This is a genomic window from bacterium (assembly GCA_030247525.1).
Taxonomy (GTDB): domain Bacteria; phylum Electryoneota; class JAOADG01; order JAOADG01; family JAOADG01; genus JAOTSC01.
The window spans coordinates 23666-46789 of record JAOTSC010000005.1; the positions used below are offsets into that span (position 1 = coordinate 23666).

The 23124-nt window shown below is 49.7% G+C and carries 21 protein-coding genes; 15 read left to right on the plus strand and 6 right to left on the minus strand.

Translation table 11 applies throughout. The features are described 5' to 3' along the window. The first annotated feature begins 8 nt into the window (after nt 1–8). From OEM52_01145 to OEM52_01190, 10 genes are all read left to right on the plus strand, one after another. Nucleotides 9–581, plus strand: a complete 573-nt coding sequence (locus tag OEM52_01145) for a GNAT family N-acetyltransferase (GenBank protein ID MDK9698743.1) — start codon at nt 9–11, stop codon at nt 579–581. Nucleotides 582–950: 369 nt separating this feature from the next. Further along, nucleotides 951–1820 (plus strand): carboxypeptidase-like regulatory domain-containing protein, encoded by an 870-nt coding sequence (locus OEM52_01150; protein ID MDK9698744.1) that lies wholly within the window; start codon nt 951–953, stop codon nt 1818–1820. A gap of 2 nt (nt 1821–1822) precedes the next feature. Further along, nucleotides 1823–3229: a glycosyl hydrolase 53 family protein gene (locus OEM52_01155; GenBank protein ID MDK9698745.1), complete on the plus strand. Its 1407-nt coding sequence runs from the start codon at nt 1823–1825 to the stop codon at nt 3227–3229. A 37-nt stretch (nt 3230–3266) separates the two neighbouring features. Next, a complete protein-coding gene (locus OEM52_01160) occupies nt 3267–3938 on the plus strand; it encodes a cob(I)yrinic acid a,c-diamide adenosyltransferase (protein ID MDK9698746.1) in 672 nt (223 codons plus the stop codon). 235 nt (nt 3939–4173) lie between these two features. Continuing rightward, a complete protein-coding gene (locus OEM52_01165) occupies nt 4174–5238 on the plus strand; it encodes a site-specific DNA-methyltransferase (GenBank protein MDK9698747.1) in 1065 nt (354 codons plus the stop codon). Next, complete coding sequence (locus OEM52_01170) at nt 5238–5843, plus strand: MvaI/BcnI family restriction endonuclease (GenBank protein ID MDK9698748.1); 606 nt, start codon at nt 5238–5240, stop codon at nt 5841–5843. Before OEM52_01165 ends, OEM52_01170 begins: the two co-directional genes overlap by 1 nt. 465 nt (nt 5844–6308) lie before the next feature. Next, on the plus strand, nt 6309–8153 hold the full coding sequence (dnaG, locus tag OEM52_01175; GenBank protein MDK9698749.1) for a DNA primase: 1845 nt from the start codon (nt 6309–6311) through the stop codon (nt 8151–8153). Between the two features lie 70 nt (nt 8154–8223). Further along, complete coding sequence (locus tag OEM52_01180; GenBank protein MDK9698750.1) at nt 8224–8448, plus strand: AbrB/MazE/SpoVT family DNA-binding domain-containing protein; 225 nt, start codon at nt 8224–8226, stop codon at nt 8446–8448. Further along, nucleotides 8445–8621 (plus strand): hypothetical protein, encoded by a 177-nt coding sequence (locus OEM52_01185; GenBank protein MDK9698751.1) that lies wholly within the window; start codon nt 8445–8447, stop codon nt 8619–8621. Before OEM52_01180 ends, OEM52_01185 begins: the two co-directional genes overlap by 4 nt. A gap of 67 nt (nt 8622–8688) precedes the next feature. Beyond that, on the plus strand, nt 8689–8838 hold the full coding sequence (locus OEM52_01190) for a hypothetical protein (protein ID MDK9698752.1): 150 nt from the start codon (nt 8689–8691) through the stop codon (nt 8836–8838). Nucleotides 8839–8847: 9 nt separating this feature from the next. Here the strand turns inward: OEM52_01190 and OEM52_01195 are convergent, their stop codons facing one another. Continuing rightward, on the minus strand, nt 8848–10434 hold the full coding sequence (locus OEM52_01195; protein ID MDK9698753.1) for an FG-GAP-like repeat-containing protein: 1587 nt from the start codon (nt 10432–10434) through the stop codon (nt 8848–8850). Nucleotides 10435–10585: 151 nt separating this feature from the next. On the opposite strand from OEM52_01195, the gene OEM52_01200 reads away from it, so the two are divergent. The 5 genes from OEM52_01200 (at nt 10586) to OEM52_01220 (ending at nt 18139) form a co-directional block, all read left to right on the plus strand. Continuing rightward, entirely contained in the window at nt 10586–12253 is a 1668-nt protein-coding gene (locus OEM52_01200; protein MDK9698754.1) for a transglutaminase-like domain-containing protein, read from the plus strand. Nucleotides 12254–12467: 214 nt separating this feature from the next. Further along, a complete protein-coding gene (locus OEM52_01205) occupies nt 12468–14759 on the plus strand; it encodes a T9SS type A sorting domain-containing protein (GenBank protein ID MDK9698755.1) in 2292 nt (763 codons plus the stop codon). A gap of 492 nt (nt 14760–15251) precedes the next feature. Further along, complete coding sequence (locus tag OEM52_01210) at nt 15252–15749, plus strand: TRAP transporter small permease (GenBank protein ID MDK9698756.1); 498 nt, start codon at nt 15252–15254, stop codon at nt 15747–15749. Next, nucleotides 15746–17023, plus strand: coding sequence for a TRAP transporter large permease (locus tag OEM52_01215; protein MDK9698757.1), 1278 nt, complete (start codon nt 15746–15748; stop codon nt 17021–17023). Before OEM52_01210 ends, OEM52_01215 begins: the two co-directional genes overlap by 4 nt. Next, nucleotides 17024–18139, plus strand: coding sequence for a response regulator (locus OEM52_01220; GenBank protein ID MDK9698758.1), 1116 nt, complete (start codon nt 17024–17026; stop codon nt 18137–18139). 116 nt (nt 18140–18255) lie between these two features. Here the strand turns inward: OEM52_01220 and OEM52_01225 are convergent, their stop codons facing one another. From OEM52_01225 to OEM52_01245, 5 genes are all read right to left on the minus strand, one after another. After that, nucleotides 18256–18603, minus strand: coding sequence for a DUF86 domain-containing protein (locus OEM52_01225; GenBank protein ID MDK9698759.1), 348 nt, complete (start codon nt 18601–18603; stop codon nt 18256–18258). Beyond that, a complete protein-coding gene (locus OEM52_01230) occupies nt 18596–18889 on the minus strand; it encodes a nucleotidyltransferase family protein (protein MDK9698760.1) in 294 nt (97 codons plus the stop codon). The genes OEM52_01225 and OEM52_01230 overlap by 8 nt, the downstream gene beginning before the upstream one ends. 158 nt (nt 18890–19047) lie before the next feature. Then, nucleotides 19048–20352, minus strand: a complete 1305-nt coding sequence (locus OEM52_01235; GenBank protein ID MDK9698761.1) for a hypothetical protein — start codon at nt 20350–20352, stop codon at nt 19048–19050. Beyond that, on the minus strand, nt 20342–20803 hold the full coding sequence (locus tag OEM52_01240; GenBank protein ID MDK9698762.1) for a DUF2231 domain-containing protein: 462 nt from the start codon (nt 20801–20803) through the stop codon (nt 20342–20344). The genes OEM52_01235 and OEM52_01240 overlap by 11 nt, the downstream gene beginning before the upstream one ends. Nucleotides 20804–21161: 358 nt before the next feature. Then, the gene (locus OEM52_01245; GenBank protein ID MDK9698763.1) at nt 21162–22820 is read right to left on the minus strand and encodes a T9SS type A sorting domain-containing protein; all 1659 of its coding nucleotides are present in this window, start codon (nt 22818–22820) and stop codon (nt 21162–21164) included. Between the last annotated feature and the right edge of the window lie 304 nt (nt 22821–23124).

Below are 23124 nucleotides of genomic sequence, written 5' to 3' on the forward strand. Positions count from 1 at the left end.
GAGAATACATGGATTCTCTGATTAATCCGTTAGCATTCGATCAACCCGAGCTTTCCAGCGAACGGTTGTTATTGCGGAAATTATCGATGGATGATGCGGAAGCAATTTTTGAATATGCTTCCCAAGACGAAGTCACACGTTTCATGTTGTGGGACACCAACCGTACCATTGAGGAAACACGCACGTTTCTAAAGATGTCCTTGGAAGCCTACGATGCAAAAGTACCGGGGATCTGGGCGATTGTCTACAAACCAGAAAACAAAGTGATTGGTACACTTGGTATGCACAATTATCGCCCGCAGCATTTTCGCGTAGAAATTGGTTATGTAATCGCAAAACCGTATTGGGGACGCGGAATAATGACCGAAGCGGTTAAGACAGTGCTTACTTTCTGCTTTGAGACGATGGGACTTAATCGGGTAGATGCCTGTTGCTTCGATGGGAATATCGCTTCCGAGCGGGTGATTTTGAAATCGGGTATGAAATACGAGGGGACGTTACGCGAGTTCGTTTTCGTTAAAGGGAAATTGTGGGATGTTCGGATGTTCTCGATTCTCCGCCGTGAATATAGTATGACATAAAACAGAACAATAGGGAATTTTGCGAAATGCTTTGAGACAATTCAACATGAAAGTATCTCATAATTATCACATGAGAATGGCAATGAAGGCGCGCGTTACTTATACAATGTAATGTTCGACGTAGTAGGCCCATCGGACAGTGACCCGACAATATCGTTGCAACCAGACGAGCGCCCGTTCAACTTTTCATCGTCCCTGGTGTTGCAACGGCTGTTAGCTTTTTACGGGTCTTTTCGTGGTTGACTTCTTTCGCTTTTGTAAGTACGGTTCGGCATGATCGGCTGAGTGTTTCGCTCAAATCGCTGAGATTGCGTTGAAAAATATCTGTATATTCGCGATAGGGTGAATTGTGGATAGGGGTTAGATGCGATGAACAAGCATACTCGATTGGTTGCGTTTTTCCTGATGGTTTTCATCGGGCTATTCTTTTTCGCACCCGGTTGTAAGAAAACGACGACCAGCAACGATGATGCGTCGAGTGGGCGGTTCGGCATGATTTCCGGACACATTACTGACCATTCCTCTGGTGCCGGGATTTACTTGGCGCATGTTTCAACCAATCCTCCAACCTACACTGCACAAACCGATTTCTTTGGCAGTTATTTTATCAATGCGGTGCCAGCTGGGAATTATCAGCTAATCGTTACTGCCGAGCGTTTCATAACTGCCACTATCCACGATGTCAGTGTCACCGGCGACCGAAATTCGAGTATCGACGTTGTACTTACCCCTGTACCAACCATCGGTACCATTACCGGACGTGTCACCGACAGCTTGAACCAACACGCATTGGGTGGCGTACAAGTCTTCACCGAACCGGCATCGCAAACAGTAACGACAACGGTTTTCGGGTACTACACCCTCGCCGATATTCCCGCCGACACTTACAACATCGTCGCGGCACGCATTGGTTACGATACTTTGCGGGTGATGAATTTCTTTTTGCCGGGCGGCCGAACCCTTGCCCGTGATATCATGATGATTCCGCAATTCGGAATTCTTAGTGGACAAGTGACTGACAGTCTTACCGGCACGCCGATATTGGGTGCTATCGTATCGACTTCTCCCGATACGAATACCGTCGCAACTGATTCGCTTGGTTTTTATCGCATCGATTCGCTCCGGGTCGATACGATTACAGTCTATGCGTCAAAGAGTAATTATCGTTCGCGCAATGCAACCAATGTCATCATCCGAAAAAATCTAACGACGACCGTAAACTTCCAACTGCGGCAATAGCGATGACTCGCGTTACATCGCTTCAATTGCTCTGTTCTGCACTGGTTATACTACTCGCAACAACTGTTGCTCTGGCACAGAGTTTCCAGATCGGTGGCGACTACTCGATTGTCCCCCGGGTGCAAATGAATGGCGCGCAATTCTATGCCAATGGACAACTTCGCGATCCGGTTACCCTCTTGCAGGAACGTGGGGTAACGCTCATCCGTATCCGGTTGTGGCACACTCCCACCGAACCGTGGCACGGTATCGATTCCGCCGTCGCTTTTGCCGCACGATGTTCCGCGCAAGGGTTAGCAATTCTGCTTGACATCCACTATTCCGATACATGGGCAGACCCCGGACAACAAACGCCGCCCGCCGCATGGCAAGGGTTGTCAGATACCGCACTCCGCGATTCGATGTATCAATACACGTACAATGTGCTCAGTCGTTTTCGTACTGCGAATGCAACGCCACAGGCTGTGCAAATCGGTAATGAAATCACGAATGGAATGCTCTGGAATAGCGGGCGGGTCGATGGTTCGTGGAATACGCCGGAGCAATGGAATCGCTTTGCCAGTTTTCTCCAGTCTGCAATACGCGGAATGCACGACGCGATTCCTGCGGGAGAAATTGTTCCCGAGATATATCTTCACACCGATTTGAGTGGTGATTCTACCCGGGCGATTGCATTCTATCGCAATCTGCAAACTCGCATCGGTTCCGATTTCACGATTGCGCTCTCCTATTATCCGTGGTGGCACGGCTCGCTTGCTCAATTTCGTACAACCGTAACCACGCTGGCGAATACTTTCCAGCGTCCGATTTTTATTGCAGAGACGGCATATCCATGGACGTTGAGTTGGAACGATACCACATTCAATCTCGTGGGTACGAGTTCGCAATTACTCCCCGGTATTCCCGCGACACCCGATGGACAAGCGGCATTTCTCGATTCAGTTGGTTCGATTGTGGCAGCGCTGCCGAATGGCTTGGGACGCGGTATCTGTTATTGGGAGCCGGCGTGGGTATCGACGGCGAGCTTTGGTTCGCCATGGGAGAATCTCGCACTGTTCGATTTTCACGGAAATATCTTGTTGCCTGTCGCCAATGTCCTGCAACGGTTAGCACAAACCAGCGTCCCGGAATCAGCCAACCGAATTCCCGCAACCTTTGCAGTATCGGCATTCCCGAATCCGTTCAATGCAACGATTTCGGCGAAAATCAGCGTACCACTCGGTGAGCCGGTGCAGTGTTACGTGTACGATTCGGGTGGGCGTATTGTATATTCGACGCTTACGAATTTCCCCACAACGAACGATATATCATGGCAGTGGAATGCCTCGCATTTTGCCGCTGGCACTTATTACCTTCGGGTGAAAAGCGGTTCACAAAACCGTACAATCCCAATCATCTTTCTCAAATGATGGAACAATCGCTATGACCGAAAAGAGACCGAAGAAAATCCGCATCTATACTCGTACTGGCGATAATGGTACGACGTCGCTATTCAGCGGCGGTAATGTATCAAAAACCGATGCGCGCGTCGAAGCGTACGGTACAGTCGACGAGTTAAATTCGCTGTTCGGTTGGGTGCGCGTTGCTTTGCAGGAAGCGATTGAAGTTTCTGCCGCCGATAAGTTCACGACCAATCGCAATGGTAAGCGCACAGTTGTAGCGAATCTGCCGACCTCTGATAAAATCGATTCGCCGCTCGTGAATGTGGTTGGACTAATCCGGCTCGATACGATGCTCGGCGATTTACAGCATGAGCTGTTTGAACTCGGTGCCGATTTGGCGACGGATTATGTCTCAAACGGCGATTTGAAACGAACGATTAAACGCACCAGCGAAACCGAAACGAAGCAGTTGGAAAATTGGATCGATGAATTGGAGTTACCACTCGAACCGTTACGCGCCTTTATCCTTCCGGGCGGTAGCGAACTATCGGCGCGATTGCATATCGCGCGTACCGTTGCCCGCCGGGCGGAGCGGCTGGCGGTTGCTGCCCAGATCGTCTGCCCAATGAATCCCGAAGTGGTGAAGTATTTGAACCGATTGAACGACCTCCTCTTTGTGATGGCGCGCTTTGCCAATTTCTCGCTCGGCAAAGAAGATGTGAAGTGGAAACGGTAATTTCAGTATTGTAGGGGCAGACCCTCTGGGTCGCCCAGTGTAGGGGCGCAAACGCTTGCGCCCGGTATTATGGCATTCGCCAATTAATACAGGTCTGGAGACCTGTCGCTACCCATTATCGGGCAGACACGATGGTCCGCCCCTACCCACCACCCACACCCATTACCTATCACCCATTACCTATCACCTCTCCTCCACTTGATCTCGCCCAAATTTGATCGTAGATCAATACATCATGTCTGAAATCTACTTTCAATCCGACGACAAGAGCTTTACGCTGTATCACGGCGACTGTCTCGATGTCCTGCCCCGGTTAGTAACCACCTTTGGCGACGCATACGCCGACTTGGTGTTTGCCGATCCCCCCTACTACCTCTCGAATGATGGGATAACCTGTCAATCGGGGAAGATGGTTTCCGTCAATAAAGGGGGGTGGGACAAATCCAACGGGCCGACCGAAGATCATGCGATGGTGAAAAATTGGCTGAAGGCGGCACGGGATGCAATGAAGCCGGATGCGACCATCTGGATTACCGGGACGATGCATATCATTTACAACATCGGGTTCGCATTGCAGGAGCTTCATTTCAAACTCTTGAATGACATCGTCTGGGTGAAACCAGCGCCACCGCCGAACCTTGCCTGTCGCACCTTTACCCACACGACGGAAATCGTCTTGTGGGCGGCGCGCAACGATGGCTTGGTCAAAGGGGAGAAAAAGTCGAAGTACGTGTTCAATTACCCGGAGATGAAGCGTCAGAATGGCGGCAAGCAGATGCGGAGCTTTTGGGGACAACCCCCATCCGACGAAGAGCTGCTCTGGTTACCCCCTTCCGAACGAGTAGGGGTCGAATTCAATTCGACCCGGGAGGATGGAACATCCGCAAATGTCTTTGCATCGTCTCCGCCGATGCACCGGGCGGATTTGAAATCTGCCCCTACACAACCGGACGATTCTCGGAAACGCCCGTCGGACAGGAATGTCCAACGTACGGAAGAAACAACCCCCAATATCTTTGAAATCGGAGCGCCTCGTAGCGACGAGAAGAAATTCGGGAAACACCCGACCCAAAAGCCGATGGCGCTCTTACGACGCATCATCGAAGCCGGTTCCAATCCCGGTCAGATGGTGGTAGATCCGTTTAATGGCACAGGTGCAACCGGAATAATGGCAGCAATGCTCGGAAGAAAGTATATCGGTGTCGAATCAAATGAAGAGTATTTGGAGATAACTCGCAAGCGTTACTTAGAAGCATGTAACAACATGAACGAGAGATTCTACTTCAACAAGGATAAGTAATGGAGCGTCACGAAGCGATTGTGCGGATTCAACAATTAGAAGGTCAAGACCTTGTCGCTATAGCACATCAGTACAATGTCACCGTTTGGAAAAACGGCAAATTGAATAAAGGATGGTGTGGGCATACGATTGAAAGGCATCTTGGTCTTCCACTGAACTCATCGCAATCACCAAATTTTGGATCATGGGAATTGAAGGTTGTTCCACTTAAAAGGATTAATGGAAAATTAGTACCAAAAGAGACGATGGCAATAACTATGATTGATGAAGTTAATGTACGTGATGCATCATTTGAGGACAGCCACTTGCTTGCAAAGATGCAAAAAATCTTGATTGTAGCGAGAGAGTTTGAATCAAAAGAAGAAAAACACTCAACTCTTGTGGATGTCGCCCAATTCGATTTAACCGATATTAATATTATTAATCAAGTTAGAGCAGATTATGAACTTGTACAGTCAACTATTAAAACCTTGGGATATACAAGTCTGACAGGGAAAATGGGTGTCTTAATACAACCAAGAACGAAAGGTCCTGGACATGGGAGTACATCACGTGCATTCTATGCTCGGAAGGGGTTTGTTAAAACAATTTTGGATCTAAAATAACGAAACTTGTCATCGAAAAATATCCCGATTGGGATTTCGGTTTGACGCCCGATGCTTCGATCCGCCGCGATCTCAATTACAATAGTACCCGCCATCCTGATACTAACAAATCGCCCCTCTTCGCAGTCATCCCCGGCGGCAAATACCGCCGCTTGTAGGGGTCGTTCGTGAATGACCCGTTGCTTTCGGGTGGTGCGCGAACCACCCCTACGGGGTACCGACAGGTCTCCAGACCTGTATTAAAAAATGCAATTCTGGAGAATCGCCAGTACCCCCGCGGGTAGGGGCGGCACAGAAAATGTCCGCCCTCATCATCACGGGTAAAGCATTTTGACACCTACCCACTACCGGTCGGGAGACCTGTAACCACCATAAAAAGCTCATCCCAAGGAAACCTTGTTCGATAGGAAACGGTTGGTGTATCTTCTACAACCACCTCAACCGAAAAGAGAGTAAAAGAGAGCAATGGCAGGCTTCGAACAGGAAACTATCGATCGCATTTTGCAAGCCACGGATGTCGTGGAGTTGGTTGGCGCGGTCGTACCGTTAATCAAACGATCCGGCGATAACCTGTTCGGCAGATGTCCCTTCCACAAAGAAAAGACCCCTTCGTTTTCCGTCAATCGGCGACGGCAGATTTTCCATTGCTTCGGCTGCGGCGAATCGGGCAATGCCATCGGCTGGCTCATGAAGTATGAGAAAATCGCTTTCCCGGAAGCAGTGCGCCGCCTTGCTGAACGGGCAAACATCCCCCTGCCGAAATACCGCCCGACCGCCGACGACTCGATCCACGAAGCGCTCTACCGGCTTCACGATTTAGCCCAACAATTCTTTTACGACCGCTTGCGCGACAAAGCGAATCCCGACGCAAAAGCTGCAATGCTCTATTTGCTAAACCGCGGATTAACCCGGGAGACCATCGACGGTTGCGGCATCGGACTCTCCCCGGCAAACTGGGACGATTTTGCGCAACTTGCATTGCGCGAAGGGCATAAACTGGAAAATCTCCTCGCATCGGGGCTCTGTGGACGCAGCGATGCAGGAAAATTGTACGACCGTTTCCGCGACCGCATCTCTTTTCCGATTCAAAATTTGTCGGGAAGAATTGTCGCCTTTGGCGGACGTGTCAGGCCGGGCCGCGACGATGCGGCGAAGTATTTAAATTCCCCCGAAACCGCCATCTACCGGAAGAGCGAAATTCTCTACGGGTTATCGTGGGCACGCGACGCCATCCGAAAAACCGATACTGCGATTGTCGTCGAAGGGTATCTCGATTGTATCTCTTTGCAACAATTCGGCATCGGGAATGCGATTGCTACCAGCGGCACCGCCCTCACCACCCGGCAGGCACGGCTCATGCTACGATTCGCGCCAAAAGTATTTTTGGTCTATGACGGTGACGACGCCGGACGGCGAGCGGCATTGCGGGGAGGCGACGTACTAATCGCCGAAGGGCTGGATGTTGTCGTCGCGTTTCTGCCGCAAGGGGAGGACCCCGACACTTTCGTCCAGAAATTCGGCGCTGAGGCGTTTCAACAATTATTAGCGGAGGGGAAAGGGTGGCTCGACCATCAACTCGACCACTTTAGCGAACAGGGGATGCTCGCGACGCCGTCCGGCTCCGCGATTGTGTTACGCGAATTGGTGCGGGTGCTGCGGGCGATGCAGGATAAAGTACAACTCGAATTCTGGATAAAGTTACTTTCGCAGAAAATCGGGATTACCGAATCGATTGTCCGCCACGAGCTCTCCCGCGTTGCTGTACAAAAATCCTATGACGACCCGGACGACCCGGCGCCGGTTGCGAAAGCGGCGTTAGCTTCGCCGAATGCGGAACTCGAAGCACGGATTATCGGATTCATGATTCGCTATCGCGAACCGGGAAAGCACTTCCGGATTCATCGCGACTTGCAGAAATACCTCCGTCCCGCCTACTTCCAAGTGCCCGCCCTGCAAGCGTTGTTTGGCGTATTTCTCGATTCCTGGCTGGAGAATGGGGAATTGCCGACGTTGGAGAAGATTCGCAGCGTGGCGCAACAATACGAAGGGTTTCCCGAATGGATCGACGAGCAGATGATTGCTTCGCCGATGCCGCCGGTCGATACCGATCCGTTTTCCTACGAAGTATCGATGCTGGATAATACCGTACGGCAGTTGTTAAAGCCGTTGCTCGAGAATGAGTTAAAGCAATTGCAAAACCAACTTGCCGGCAACCTTACCGACGAGGCACAGCAAAAAAATCTTTCCGAACAGAAACGCGTCACCGCCACGAAACGGAAACTCGCACAACCGCTTTATTTGGGAAAGTAGTTTTCATTACTCGCGTTTTACTAATAAATGTTATAACTTACGTATTATGTATGTAGAACGGAGAGGCAATATGCGAAAACGATTATCGGTGATTGGCAACAGTTTAGGCATTGTGATTGAAAAGCCGATTCTTGAGTTGCTCAGCATTGACCGCGACACGGAACTCGACATCACAACCGATGGCGATCGGTTGGTAATCGCGCCGATTCGTGAAAAAACGAAGAGTGTACTCGAAAAATCGGCAAAAAAGGTACTCACAAAGCATAGCAGCACTTTCCATAAACTCGCGAAATGACGTTCCACGAAATCACTTTGCTTTCTTGTGAGGATATTTTTCAACTTCACGATTTCGTTCTCGAACACTCTGGCGGGTTAAACGGAGTTCGCGATGCAAATTTACTCGAATCTGCAATCAGTGTCGTTGTAGCGGAATTTGCCAACGTTGCGCTCATCCAACGCTTTACTTGAAGGCGGCTGCTTATGCCTATCACATTGCACAAAACCAGCGTTTTTTGATGGGAATAAAAGAACCGGTTTGTTAGCTGCATTGGTAATTCTTGACATCAATGGCGTGTTTGTCGACGACCCCAATGAACAACTTTGTTCAGCGATGATTGCGATAGCCTACGGGAAAATGAGCAAAGAAGATTTCGCAAAACTGCTTTCCGAGTTAACGATAATTTGACTCTACTTCTTACTTCACCAATACCAACTTCTGTTGAGTGTGATTGCTTCCACTCGTGATTCGATAGAAATAAATCCCCGACGCCAATTCCTGCGCATCGAATTGCCAGCGATAGGTTGTACCACTCACGGCATGGCGGTTCACCGCATCGGCAACCACTCGCCCGGAAATATCGGTTACGGTTATCGCAACATTACCCGAAGCCGGAACCCGATAGGCAATTGTCGTCGTCGCATTGAATGGATTCGGATACGCGTTCGTTATAATCGTTGTGGTTGGAATTGCGGTTTCGGACTGCTGTGCTGCACTTGCCGGGAAGCTATACACATAGACCCCGCCTGCATTTTCGGTATTGAGATAATCTTCATAAGGCGCAGCCGCGACGAAGTCCGGTCGACCGTCGCCCGTAATATCAAGCCCGCCAGTGACTACCCAGCTAAAATTACTTGCCGCTTGTACATTCGGGGAAGCGATGCTATCGATGAGCATACCGGTCACGGCATTATAGAGATACCCCCGCCCCGACAATGAATCGCTGCCATATCCATCGTTCGGCATCCCAATGAATACATCGGTTGTACCATCACCATTAACATCACCCACCGAAGCTAACGACAACCCGAACCAACTATCCGATATCGGATTCGGAGCATACAGAGTTCGTAATACGGTGCGGTTGGCGCCGCTGATCAGCTTCACCAATCCCGTATTGTATGTGACACTATCATAGTTAGAGTAGGGTGAGCCAACCATGATATCTGCCCGTCCATCGTTATCGATATCCGGCAAACCTGCCAGTGAGTATCCAAATCCTTGATCAGTTAACGAACTTTCACCTAAGGTATCCCGAAGCGCACCGGTAGCTCCGATAAAAGTAAAAGCTCTGCCTTGACAGAATGCACCGGCCATGTAGTCAGGTCTACCGTCACCGCTAATATCGCCTAATCCGGCAACAACATAGCCAAACGAGATACACCCGTCGAGGATTGGTGGATCGTACTCCCGTTTCCAATTGCCATTGACACCGTCGTAAACAAATACTTTCCCTTGCCCAACGCACCCGATGAGGATTTCAACGTGACCATCGTTATCGACATCGCCCGCACTTGCCAACGAATGTCCAAAGTACCCGCGCGAAACCAGTTGTGGTGGTTGGTAGGACCGGACAAGTTGCCCGTTGGCTCCACTAAACAAGTACACTTTTCCGGCATCGGTAACACCATTGGTATTTTCAAAGGGGGAACTAACGAGAATATCGGAAAGCGAATCACCTGTTACATCGGGAATTGCCGCTACTGCGAAACCAAACATCGCAGTTCCTTCAGGAACTGGCGCTGTAAGTGTGTAGAGAATCTGGAAATCACCGCCGCGATATACATAGACATTGCCCGCCCAATTGTAACCACCGGCAGTCTCGCGGTGCGCCGCCACCACCAGTTCGGCGATTCCATCGCCGGTGACATCGGGTAGCATAGCCAACGAATTGCCGTACTGGGCATCGATGTCGTACGCCGGTGAATGGAGCGAAGCGGTCAGCGTCGCTGCCTGAGCAGAAACCAGTATGGTGAATACAGATAGTATCGCGATTGTTCGCAAGGCTCCCCCCGAAGCATGTAAGTTATGTAAGTAATACGGTGTACTTCCCCTTTGCAATTGGGACTGCCTCGCCTCCATTTCTATAACACACGGTAGTATCGATTCGGGAATTTCCCTATCTTTTGGTAACAAATTTACACGGTGGTATCCCATGAAACGACTCTTCCTTTTTGTCTGGATTGTTCTTCTTGTCACAAGTTCGTTTGTATTCGCCGGAATCGACGAAGATGTACAGGCGAATCTTACCAAAGCGAAAACGAATCGCGGCGAAATCGAAAAAGCAATCGCCTACTTCGAAAAGAAAGGCGATCCGCAACAACTCGACGCCATCAAGTTTTTGGTGGCAAATATGGAAAACCAGTGCTATGTCGAAGTGGCATTGTACTACGAAGAGCCGAAAGCGGTCGAGTTCAATCTGCTAAGCTACCCGTTGGATGTGATTTCAGCGCTCTTCGAGAATTTGGAAGAACGGGGAGAAATCTCATTTCTAAAGCGGGAACGGGTCGAACAACCATTCGATAATCTTGCATATCCTAATTTCAGCACTGCCGAGAAAGCACTCGATTCGATTGCCAAGGCACGCAATGGTTTGGAGTTCGGCAGGAAGCAGCGATTAGAGGATTTGGAAACGGTTTCTGCCGAATACCTGATCAAAAATGTGGAAAATGCATTCAAAGCGTGGCAGTCGCGACCGTGGGCAAAGCAAATTCCCTACGAAGCATTTCGCGAGTATATCCTTCCCTATCGTGGTAGTAATGAGCCAATCGAGGAGTGGCGGGAGTTTTTCATTGATCGCTACAACGAATTAGCCAAGAGCATGAAGGATTCGACCGATCCGATTGAAGCGGCGACGTTGATCAACCGTGAATTAACGAAATGGTACACCTTCGATGAACGGTACTATCTACATCCCACCGATTTAGGGCTTGCCGAGATGCGGAAAACCGGGAAAGGTCGTTGTGAGGATATGACCAATCTCACAATTTATGCGCTCCGGGCGAATGGCATTTGCGTCATGAGCGATTACACTCCGTATTGGGCGAATAGCGGTAATAATCACGCTTGGAATGCAGTACTTGACCGCAGCGGAAAAGCGATTCCGTTCATGGGGTGCGAAGCCGATCCCAACGCCTACAAACTGAGCGGAAAAATCGGAAAAGCATATCGCAAAATGTTCTCGAAGCAGAGCGAAGTGCTTTCCGCGAAAATGGAGAAGTGGGAGAAAGCGCCTGATTGGTTGTCGGGGAAATATTTTCACGACGTCACTTCCGATTATGCCGATGTCTCCGATGTCGCGGTGAAGTTGGAAAAACCGCTACCTGATAGCGCACGGTGGGCATATCTTTGTGTTTTCAATTCCGGTGAATGGAAACCGATTTACTGGAGTACGATTCAACAGAATGAGTGTCTATTCAAGGCGATGGGACGCGACGTTATGTACACCCCGATGTACTATGTAAAAGGTAAAATGGAGCCAGCCGGCGAGGCGTTTTTGTTACACAAAGATGGCAAGACCACTAGGTATGATGGCGACCCGAAAGTTACGCAAACCGTGAAATTAGTTTCGACCACCCGGAAAATCATTGCGGAAGCCACTGAAGGGAAAGTAATCACCGCCCTCGATTCGGGCGCTACCTATGAACTGCATTATTGGGATAACGGCTGGCAGAAAATCGCCGAGAAAACTGCCGATGGGAAGACGCCGCTGGTATTCGACAATGTCCCGCAAAACCGCTTGTATTGGCTGTATAAAAAGGATTCTAATAAGGAAGAAGAACGGATATTCACCTACGAGAACGACAAGCAAATCTGGTGGTAGTAGTCCATCCGTCCATTTGACATTGTCATTGCGAGGAACGTAGCGACGAAGCAATCTCATCCGGTAGGGGCGGCACAGAAAATGTCCGCCCATTCCATTGGGGGTGGTTACGGGCTTCCAAGCCCGTTACGTAGGGGCGTGCCGCGCACGCCCGACTACAATCCCGTACGTCGGACATTCTTGTCCGACATTGGAATGGAATAGAGGTATCACGATGAAACAGTTTAGTTGGATACTTCTCCTCTCTCTCGCCCTGACCGGCGAGTCAACTGCCACGCCGCGGTGGGGCGATGACTTCGATTGGTTGGGCGATACCCTTGCCATCACCGTACCAATGGGAATGATTGCCTTTGGCGATACCATCGTCTGCCATACGCCAAACAACATGTTTGCCTTGTTACAAACGGACAACCGCACATTTCTAAAACTCTGGCAAATGAACATCCCGTATGCTGTTGCAATGCCTTATAGCAACTACTACACGATTTCTAATCGGTTCTGCCATATCCTGCGGCGTGGAAACCGGTTTTACTACGGTTGGCCAAAGGCAATGATCGAGTGGAATGGGAACGACGCGCCGGTCTACCGGGGAGCTATCCGAAATGGATTGCAGTTTACTCCAGATACCGCTTTCACCGCAGGTGATTTCATTATTCCATCATCAATACCAATGTCCTTATATCGAAGCTATAAGCCGGTACAGGTAAACAATATGATTCTGGTCGCCGACCGCATATTTCGAATTGATTCCCTTACCGACCGCATAGAATATGCCGGGAATGCAAGAACGAATTGGTACGATTCAAGCGTTACCGAATGGGCGGTACGGTGGCCTTATGCTTATGGAATTACTACAACTCACCAAATTGCTGTGGTAAAACTCGATACTACACCACCCCAAACAGTACACCGGTTCGAAACAACATTCCAACCCGTTTTCTGCAGAATCATTAACGATTCTTTGGTGATGGGTGGAGGGTGGTCAGTATGGTCGTTGGAAAATCCCCGAATTCCACAATTTGTAGGTAACAATACTCGGTTTCCTGGAATAGACTACTTGTGGGAGGAGCCAGTCGACAGCGTATGGTTCGGATGGCGTGGTCCATACTTCTTTCTGATTTCATTGGCACAAGGATTGCTCGCACCAATGATTGCTGACACCTTTCGTCGACCAGTAATGAATGCATCTTCCACACCAAGCTGCAACGTCGCAAAGACAAATTATGGCTGGCTTGTGCAATCGAATCATGTACTCTACCCGGAGCAGGATTTTTTTCAATTGCGGCAGTATCGCGACGCCCAGCATCGCCAAAGACTTGACTCATTGTGGTACTACCGACAACCGGTAGGGTTCGACTCCAACTACTTGGCGCATGAGCATTACCAACATTATTATCCCTTAGTACAATCAGCAAAGGAAGGAAAGGCGTTTGTAACGCGCGGAATACGTCAGGCGGTCTTAGTCGCCGACACCGTAAACGCCCGCCATCAAATGCGATGGCTGCCACAAGGTATCTATCAAATCGCAATCGATGGCGAGCAAGTGTTAGGTGGCGCTGGCACTGACCGTCGGTTTCATCTATTAACGTGGAGTAATAGCAGTTGGTTAGACCAAATATTCACAGTGCCGGATTCCGTTACGACGAATGTGGAGTTGTTTCGTTCCAATCTGGTGGTTTTCCAAGGAAACACCCAGTATCCTTTCCCGGTATATCGATTCCAGAATGGAGAAATGATATCTGACGGTGTTCTTCCTTATCAGCCCATAACATTGCGAGAATCCAGCGCGATTCTGGACATCGGAGACAGTATTCGATGGTACCTTAAACAGGGAGGAGCCTGGCTGCCGCAAAATTGGAGTGTGCCGGGGTCGGGATACGCATTTGCAGAAGGGGATACCATTTCGACAAGTGGTGGGCAAATCTATGCGCTTCAGCGGAATACCGCTCCGACATTAATTGTAGACACGTATCCATTTTATAACTCCAATGGATTTTTACTTCAAAGTAAATCCTATTTTTTACGACAAACACCGCTGGATAATTATCAACACATCTATACTCGTTACGACCACACATCGGAGGGTTGGGTGGAGCGAGGTGTAATAATGTCTGGAGCGCCTTTCCTCTACTATGGATCGATGTTATTGACAATGACCCCCGGTGCGATTTCTACTTACCGGATGCCGCCGAATAACGCTACCCCCGAGCTGATCGGAACGCTACCGTTCGATTTTGCTTTATCTAATCCCTATCCCAATCCATTTAATTCGACGATCACCTTCCAGGTCGATCTCCCCCGCTCGGCAATGACCGAGTACGCCATCTACGATGCCCTCGGACGCGAAGTATACACCCAACCCTCCGAACGTCTTTCCCCCGGGTCCTACACCCTCCACTGGAACGGCCATGACAACAACGATCTTCCTGCCAGCAGTGGCGTCTACTTTATTCAAGTCCGAGCCGGAACCTTCACTGCCGTCAAGAAAATTGTCATGCTGAAATAACGGTTTTGGGTGGTGGATACGGGCTTCCAAGCCCGTTCAAAATTGGGCGAAACGCTTCGACCTGGGTGGTTAGAGGTCTCCAGACCTGTATAATTGAAAAAGTTTAACGGGCTTGGAAGCCCGTATCCACCACCCCTACGGGGTACCGACAGGTCTCCCGACCTGTACAAATTGGAACAGAAAAAGCGAACACAGGATTGGAATCCTGTAACCACCACTACACCGTAGGACAGACACTCCTGTCTGTCCATGAAGTAACGCAGACAAGATTGTCCGCGCCACAGAAAAAGGGCGGCTGCCAGCCGCCCCTACGGCGGGCTGGGAAGCCCGTAACTACCCATCATAATAATTGATGCAAATGAGATTACCTTCGGTGAGCCCTTCGGGGTTGCTTCGCAACGCTCGCAATGACATCGGCGTGTGCAGTAAGCCCCTGTTCTTGTTTTACCAGAAAGTTCCCTGTAATTTGAGCCAGTATCCAACAGGTTTCCTATGCAAGTACTCAAAAAAATCGACCAAATTCTCTGTAAAGTCGAGTTATCAGTTTTGGTGTTGCTCCTTTCGGTGATGGTGTTGCTCGCCTTCGCACAAGTAGCGCTCCGGAACATCTTTTCGACTGGTATCTTTTGGGCGGATTTGGTGTTGCGGCATCTGGTGTTATGGCTTGGCTTCATCGGCGCACTGCTTGCCGCCAGCGACGACAAGCATATTCATATCGACGCGTTGCGCCACTTCATGCCTAAGAAAATGCGATACTATGTCGACATTGTGACGCACCTCTTCGCGGTCGTGGTATGTTACTTTTTCATGCGGGCGTCGTGGGTCTTCGTAAGAAACGATATGGCGGAAAAACGTACGATTATTGGCGACCTTCCCTCATGGACCGGAGAAATCATCATCCCGATTGGTTTCGGATTGCTGGCGGTGCATTTCCTGATTAAAACGATTATGTATGCCGGCAATCAGATGAATCAGGAGGTGCAACCGTGAGTTTGGCAATTTTCGCGATCATCTTCCTGTTTGCTTTCTTGGGAGCGCCGCTCTTCGCCGTTATCGGGGCATTGGGATATATTGCCTTCCATCTCGCCGGGATTGACCAATCGGCATTGATTATCGACCTCTATGGAAAAATCGCCGGACAACCGACGTTAATCGCCGTACCGCTCTTCACCTTCGCCGGGTATTTGTTGGCGGAGAGTAAAGCGCCAAAACGCATCATCGAACTGGCAAAGGCGTTGTTCGGCTGGATGCCAGCAGGACTTGCCATCGTATCGCTTGGGACGTGCGCCATTTTCACGGCATTTACCGGTGCATCGGGTGTTACGATTATCGCATTGGGCGGCTTGCTGTATCCGTTCCTGATTCAACAAAAGTATCCGGAGAAATTCTCGCTCGGATTGGTGACTGCGTCGGGCAGCGTCGGTCTCCTCTTCCCCCCCAGTTTACCGATTATCCTTTACGGATTTGTTGCCGGGGTGAGTATCGATAAACTGTTTGTCGCCGGCATCTTACCGGGTGTAATTCTGATTGCGGCATTGGCGGGTTATTCGTGGTTTGTCGCAGCGAAAGCGAACGTACCGAAAATTCCTTTTAGTTGGAGTAATGTCGTTTCCTCAGTGCGCAATTGCGCGTGGGAAATTCCATTGCCATTTATCGTAATCGGCGGCATCTACGGCGGCATCTTTACCGCAACGGAAGCGGCGGCAGTGACTGCCTTCTACGCTTTTATCGTGGAAGTATTTATCTATCGCGATTTACACCTCTTCCGTGACGTACCACAGGTAATGCGGAAAAGTATGCTGTTAGTTGGCGCGATTGTCATGATTATCGGCAGCTCGCTCGGACTCATGAATTACCTGATCGACGAACAAGTCCCGCAGAAGTTAATCGCCATCGTCCAGAGCAATATCGGGTCGAAGTTTCTCTTTTTACTCGCGCTCAACGCATTCCTGATTATCATGGGAATGTTCATGGAAATTTTCTCCGCGATTGTTACGGTTCCCTTGATTCTCCCAGTAGCGGCGCAGTTCAATATCGATCCGGTACACTTGGGCATCATCTTTTTAACGAATCTCGAGTTGGGTTACTTGATGCCGCCGATGGGATTGAATCTCCTTATGTCAAGTTTGCGGTTCGATAAACCGATTCTACAGATATCGAAGTCGGTCGGTTGGTTTCTCCTGTTCGAGTCAGCAGCATTATTGCTCATCACCTACATCCCGGAAATCAGCCTCTGGCTGGTTGGAGCAAGTCACGTTAAGTAAATGGGCAAACAACACCACATCCTCTTAATCGACGATGAGCCGACTAACCGTCTGCTAATCCGCACGATCCTTGCTGCCGGCGATTATGACATCGTCGAGGCGGTAAATGGGTATGAGGGGTTGTCCAAATTGCAATCGAACACCGACCTCATTATCCTCGACGCCGTGATGCCGGGAATCGACGGCTTCGAGGTCGCATGGCACGTCCGAAAAACCGATCAATTTCACGATTTGCCGATTATCATGGCGACGTCACTCAATGAGACGCAGGATCGCTACCGCGCTATTGAAATCGGCATCAACGACTTTATCCGCAAGCCGATTGACGAAACGGAGCTGCGGCTTCGCGTCGCCTCGTTACTGAAATTGAAGGAACAACAGGACATCCTGAAACGCAACCGTCAGGAATTGGAAGAGCAGGTTTGGTTACAGACGCAAGTCTTGCGGCAATCACTGGAAGAGATGGCGGAGGCGAAACGAAGAACCGAAGCAGCGCACCGGGAAACCCTCTTTCGGTTAGCGCTGGCTGCCGAGTATAAAGATGACAACACCGGTGCTCACTTGCAGCGGATGAGTCATTATTGTACCGTGTTAGCAAAGGGGATTGGCCTTCCGGCGAGTGAAGTAGATACAATCCTGCACGCCGCGCCGATGCACGATGTGGGAAAATTGGGGATACCCGATTCGATATTGAAGAAACACGGGAGACTGGAAACCGACGAGCGTGCCATCATGAAGCAGCATCCCGCGATTGGTGCGCGGATTATCGGCGGCTCTTCTTCGGAATTGTTGCAAGTCAGCGAACTCATCGCCTTGACGCACCATGAGCGGTGGGATGGTACCGGTTATCCGAATGGGATGTCCGGAAAAGAGATTCCACTCTACGGGCGAATCGCATCGATTGCCGATGTCTTCGATGCGTTAACGACGATTCGTCCCTACAAGAAAGCGTTTACCAATCAAGAAGCGTACGACTTCCTTCGCAATGGACAGGGGAGTCATTTCGACCCGGAACTGATCGACGTCTTCTTTCGGGAAATCGATCAAATCCTTGCCATCCAAGGAAAATTCCGCGAAGATGTGCTTGCGCAAGCCTGCGTGTTTCCAAGGTTGTAGTTTTAGTCCGTTGTTACATTAACAGTGTCTAAACGTGGAGTGAAGTGAGTAGCCTTGTTCTGCGCAGAAACGTGCAATCACATTTTGAGAAACCAGTCGGCAGATGGGTTATCTGTTTATTTAGAGTACTTCACCAATATTTTCTGTAAAACAGGTGTTATAGGAGGTAAATCTTCCTGTATGGTTGCCCAAACAATGGGAAGATCAATTTGGTTGTAATTGTGCGCGATCCGATTTCGCATACCGCGCATTCTAACCCAATTCACTTGAGGGAACTCCTCTTCGATTTCTTTTGGGATGTATCGAGCCGCCTCACCGATAACGACGAAGTTAAAACCGATTTTGTCTTGAGTACCAAGATCATTTGTGAACTCAGAAAAACTCATTTTTTCAACGTAACGGTTGATGCGTTGAATACGTTCCAAGATATCTTCGATGCGAACAATCCAATTCTTCTCAGACATAGATTGCTTCACTTAGTATGCGTGCGCGAAATTGTCGCTTCACGCCGGTTGTCGTTACCAAATCGATTTTACTTCCCGTTAATTCGGATAATTGATCTTCTAAATCACCTAATCGAAAAAAGCCGATTGGTTCGGTAAATTCCACCAGAATATCCACATCGCTGTTTTCGGTCTCATCCCCCCTTGCCACTGAACCAAAAAGGGCAAGCGATTTTATCGGAAACTGTCGTTTCAGTTCCGGTAATCGTTCCGAAAGAATGCGAAGAACTTCAACTCGATTCGGCATTGTAAACCCGATGTAACACTCCAAGAACATGATTCAAACGACTTCTTGATATTCCTCGAAAGATTCGCATTGTACTACTGAGTTTACTAAAGTTTTATGCGCATGTAAATATCGCGCAGTAGTTAACATCCAAATTTATCCTTCGCTGTGATCGCAAGTTACTTCCGTTCTAACTCGGCAAACCATTCCAAATCGGGCGTGCGGGGAAACATGTCGTAGAGCCGAATCCGAGTGAGTTGGTAGCGTTCGGAAGCGAGCAGGATTTTCAAATCGCGGGCGAGCGCAGCGCCATGACAGGCGATATAGGCGATTTTACGGGGTTTGCGGCGGAGAATTTCTTTCATCACAACCGCTCCCGCGCCATCATAAGCTGGATCGAGGAGAATGCCATCGGGACGCAACGCCGGTTCGATGGTCGGAAAGTCCTTCACGACATCGCAACCAAAATATTGTATCGGTAATTTTACTTTTTTCTGCGCGCGCGTACCATCCTGAATCGCGGTTACACTCCGTTCCAATACCAGCACCTCGGTACCGGACTTCGCGATGCGACGAGCAAACGGCCCATACCCGCCATATAAATCGAACATCGTCGTTGTTATGTCGCGCGACCACACCTCGACCGCATTCACCATCGCTTTAGCGCCCGCGTCATTCACTTGCCGGAACGTCAAAGGATGAATCGCGATGCCATCATCACCGGATAAGAGAAGTTCACCCGCGATAGTATGGGTAGTCGACGCGGCGTTCTTTTCCGAGTCGCGGCTGAGCGGCGCGCTGGAGATGCCGACCAGACCGGGGTACTCGTGAAAGAATCCGCTGAGCTGGGTTTTCACTGCGACAGGAAGGTTTTCCCGGGTCGTGAAATGAAGATGCATACCATCACCCACCCGCAGCGATATTCGTGCCAATAGTGCTGGTAGTTGCTTGATATCGTTGCGCATGGCAACTAACAATTCGCGATACAGTTGGCGCAACGGTTCCATCGCCAACATACAATCATTCACCGGTACGACCAGTGCGGCGTTATTCGTAGGATGATAACCGATTTTAGGATTTTGACCGCTGGAAACCGATAGCTCGATTTTGTTGCGGTACTCCCACGCGGGACCCTCGGTTATCGGTGGTTCGATTTCCCATTCGATACCGCCAATTCGCTTCAGCGTCTCTTGGGCATGGGCATGTTTGTAAGACAATTCGGCACTGCGTTCGATACAACCGTAACGCGACCCGGGGCATTTATCCGCATGGGGACACGGATGGGGCGTCCGCTCCGGCGCATCGGAAAGCCGCCGACGTAACGTGCCCCGCCACACGTTGCCGGTAATCACCGCATCGATCTCGCCGCTCTCGCCCGGCAACAATCCCGGCACGAACCCGACCCGCCCCTCATTGCGAAAGACCCCTTCGCCGTGCGCGCTTAAATCGGTCGCAATTACCGTCAATCGAGTATTATTTACCATCGTCATCCACCACGGTTGGGGCGTTCGTCGCCGCTTGATTTACCGGAAGCGTATTCGCACCATAGCGATAGACCAATTCACCACCGTAATGTCCGGCGATAGAAACCAGCAGCGCGCCTGCCACTGAAATGATGATGACGCTATTCCGGAACCGCTCGAGTTTCGGGACAAATAGAATCGTAAGCCGCAGTACCAGCATGCCGATTGCGACCCACATCGTCGCATATCCTAACGATTCATGCCGTTCGAGTAAAGCGGAAACGGCAGGATTCTGGAGGACATTTGCTTCGACCGAGCTTCCGGTAACGACTGCGCCGATTGCCCCAAGCACTCCGACAATCGATAGTAGGAGAGCGCTTTCCCGCATTCCTTCGGGACGACGCAACACGATTGCGAGAATATCGCAAACGGCGACTAACACGAGCGCAGCCACTGGCAAGTGAACTGCCACCGGATGAAATCCGGCAAATTGTAGGTGTGAGAACATAATAGGTAACATAACACAAAACCGGGGCGCGAGCGAGCAAATTTTAGTATTTTTTTGGAATGAGTGCGATTCATGGTGGATACGGGCTTCCAGCCTGTACATCATTTCGGTACGACAGACACTCTTGTCTGTCGGCATTTAGGGCGTATGCCACTCGCCCCTACAGTTTTATAAAAAATAGGGGCGTATCGCTACGCCCCTATCGTTCCTTGTTCTCTGTAAAGCAAATGGGATTGCTTCGTCGCTGCGCTCCTCGCAAAGACAACCGCAGACAGGAGTGTCCGCGCTACAAGACGGGCGGCTGCCAGCCGCCCCTACGAAGTTACTTCACTAATTGGATCAGCTGGCTATTGCTAAAGCCCGGTGCATCCATCTTCACGATATAGGAACCACTCGAAAGATGATCGGCGCGGAACGAAACCCGGTGCCAACCCGCCTTCAGATTCCCATTATGGAGATCGACCACTTTTTGTCCCAACATATTATAGATTGCAAGTGTAACGTCTGAACTTCTCGGTACTGCAACCTTGAAGGAGGTCGTGGCATTGAAGGGATTCGGATAGGCTTGTTCTAATCGAAACTCACCCGGAAGGGGTAACTCGGTTGCGTCGATGTTGTCAGCGACAATTTGGAAAGTCGCATCGGAACTATCTTGGATGGCGCGAATCGCTACGGTCTGATAAGAGATCCGAATTCGTGCTTCATTGGTGTTAATGGAAGGCACTTGCCACAACAGTGAGTCTAAAACAACCGCAAGCAGTTCCCATGGTCCAAAAGTTGTGAACTTCACTTCTACCATTACGGCATCGGTTTGCAAAATACCTTCACTCCGCCATCGAATGGGATAGGATGAGTTTCCCTCCAATAACTCGCCGCCATTCGGTTGCAATAATTCTAATGTTGGTACAAGGGAAAAACTCTGACGCGACTCATCAAAGATGTTAGAGTCGGTCGTCGATTCGATCCGCAATCGGGCAGTTGCGCCCATTGTGTAAGTACCAGTGACGATACATGCTTCATTCGTATCGTTCGGCGTACTGGCAATTAGTGTATCCCAACTACCCGTCGGATAATTGCGATTTATCAGGAAACGAACGTTACCGGTCGCAATAGGCGTTGTTTGCCATTGCAGTAATGTTGTATCGCCAATTCGCAGAGCGTTATTTGTAAAGGGTTCCTGGAGACCAAACTGCGTTACATTGATTCGATCGCTAATTACTTGGATTGCGGTATCAAGTACCGAACGAATCCGTATTCGTGAAGTCAATCCGGTAACCGGAGCAGTAACCAACCAATTCTCACTGGAATCGTTCGCTGTACTATCAAACAAGGTCTCCCAATTTCCCGATGGATAGTTGCGATTCAACGAAATCTGGACACTACCTGGAATAGCAGCACACGCCCACTGCAAAGGAAAATTTGTACCGACCACCAACCGGGAGAGAAAAGTTGGATTAACTAACTGTAATCCCGTTTTAATCCGCATCGTATCGGAGGAGACATTCCATATTTCGGTATCGCCATGCGGAACGACGAACAACTGGCCTTGGTTCAGTATCTCGTTGTAATAGGTACCAGTAGGAATCGGCCCATCGAATGATTCAAATGCCCGCATGTAAAAATGGTCGCCTTCATAGGGAAGAGTAGGAAGATACCATGGATATGAACTAAAAATAATTAATACAGAAAAAGTTCCTTGCCAATCAGTTCCATGACCAATGGGAAAAGACAACCAAAGTCGATCATCTCCCCCCGGCATACCATTTGTTAAGGGGGGATCTATCCCATCTTGTAATGAATCGACAATAACCTGAACTTGACTCCCGATTGCAAGTGGTTGTCCAAGATGGTTGCGGATGTAGGTGGGATCGAAGGTCGTCGCATCAAATGTATTAATCTGCATGCCACTCGGTTGTGCGAGTAGTAAAGAGGAAAGCAACAGCAAGAAGAAAATGACAGAAAAAATCGAGCGGTACTTCATGGCACTTCCCTTTCCGATTCAGTAGCACATCAATAATACATAACAATTAAGTTGATTGCGAGCGTTTTTCTTGTCCAGTGAAAAATATTTCGTAAGTGGTGGGTTATTAAGATTCTATTCATGGTGGATACGGGCTTCCAAGCCCGTAAAAAGAAATAGGGGCGTATCGCAACGCCTCTATCGTTCCTTGTTCTCTGTAAAGCAAATGGGATTGCTTCGTCGCTGCGCTCCTCGCAAAGACAACCGCAGACAGGAGTGTCCGCGCTACAAGACGGGCGGCTGCCAGCCGCCCCTACGAAGTTAC

Bases quoted from the DNA above. Each gene is read 5' to 3' on its own strand.
- OEM52_01165 (MDK9698747.1), top strand. From the start codon at position 4,174: ATGTCTGAAATCTACTTTCAATCCGACGACAAGAGCTTTACGCTGTAT.
- OEM52_01210 (MDK9698756.1), top strand. From the start codon at position 15,252: ATGCAAGTACTCAAAAAAATCGACCAAATTCTCTGTAAAGTCGAGTTA.
- OEM52_01235 (MDK9698761.1), bottom strand. From the start codon at position 20,352: ATGGTAAATAATACTCGATTGACGGTAATTGCGACCGATTTAAGCGCG.
- OEM52_01200 (MDK9698754.1), top strand. From the start codon at position 10,586: ATGAAACGACTCTTCCTTTTTGTCTGGATTGTTCTTCTTGTCACAAGT.
- OEM52_01185 (MDK9698751.1), top strand. From the start codon at position 8,445: ATGACGTTCCACGAAATCACTTTGCTTTCTTGTGAGGATATTTTTCAA.
- OEM52_01230 (MDK9698760.1), bottom strand. From the start codon at position 18,889: ATGCCGAATCGAGTTGAAGTTCTTCGCATTCTTTCGGAACGATTACCG.
- OEM52_01145 (MDK9698743.1), top strand. From the start codon at position 9: ATGGATTCTCTGATTAATCCGTTAGCATTCGATCAACCCGAGCTTTCC.
- OEM52_01170 (MDK9698748.1), top strand. From the start codon at position 5,238: ATGGAGCGTCACGAAGCGATTGTGCGGATTCAACAATTAGAAGGTCAA.
- OEM52_01245 (MDK9698763.1), bottom strand. From the start codon at position 22,820: ATGAAGTACCGCTCGATTTTTTCTGTCATTTTCTTCTTGCTGTTGCTT.
- dnaG (MDK9698749.1), top strand. From the start codon at position 6,309: ATGGCAGGCTTCGAACAGGAAACTATCGATCGCATTTTGCAAGCCACG.
- OEM52_01180 (MDK9698750.1), top strand. From the start codon at position 8,224: ATGCGAAAACGATTATCGGTGATTGGCAACAGTTTAGGCATTGTGATT.
- OEM52_01220 (MDK9698758.1), top strand. From the start codon at position 17,024: ATGGGCAAACAACACCACATCCTCTTAATCGACGATGAGCCGACTAAC.
- OEM52_01225 (MDK9698759.1), bottom strand. From the start codon at position 18,603: ATGTCTGAGAAGAATTGGATTGTTCGCATCGAAGATATCTTGGAACGT.
- OEM52_01205 (MDK9698755.1), top strand. From the start codon at position 12,468: ATGAAACAGTTTAGTTGGATACTTCTCCTCTCTCTCGCCCTGACCGGC.
- OEM52_01150 (MDK9698744.1), top strand. From the start codon at position 951: ATGAACAAGCATACTCGATTGGTTGCGTTTTTCCTGATGGTTTTCATC.
- OEM52_01155 (MDK9698745.1), top strand. From the start codon at position 1,823: ATGACTCGCGTTACATCGCTTCAATTGCTCTGTTCTGCACTGGTTATA.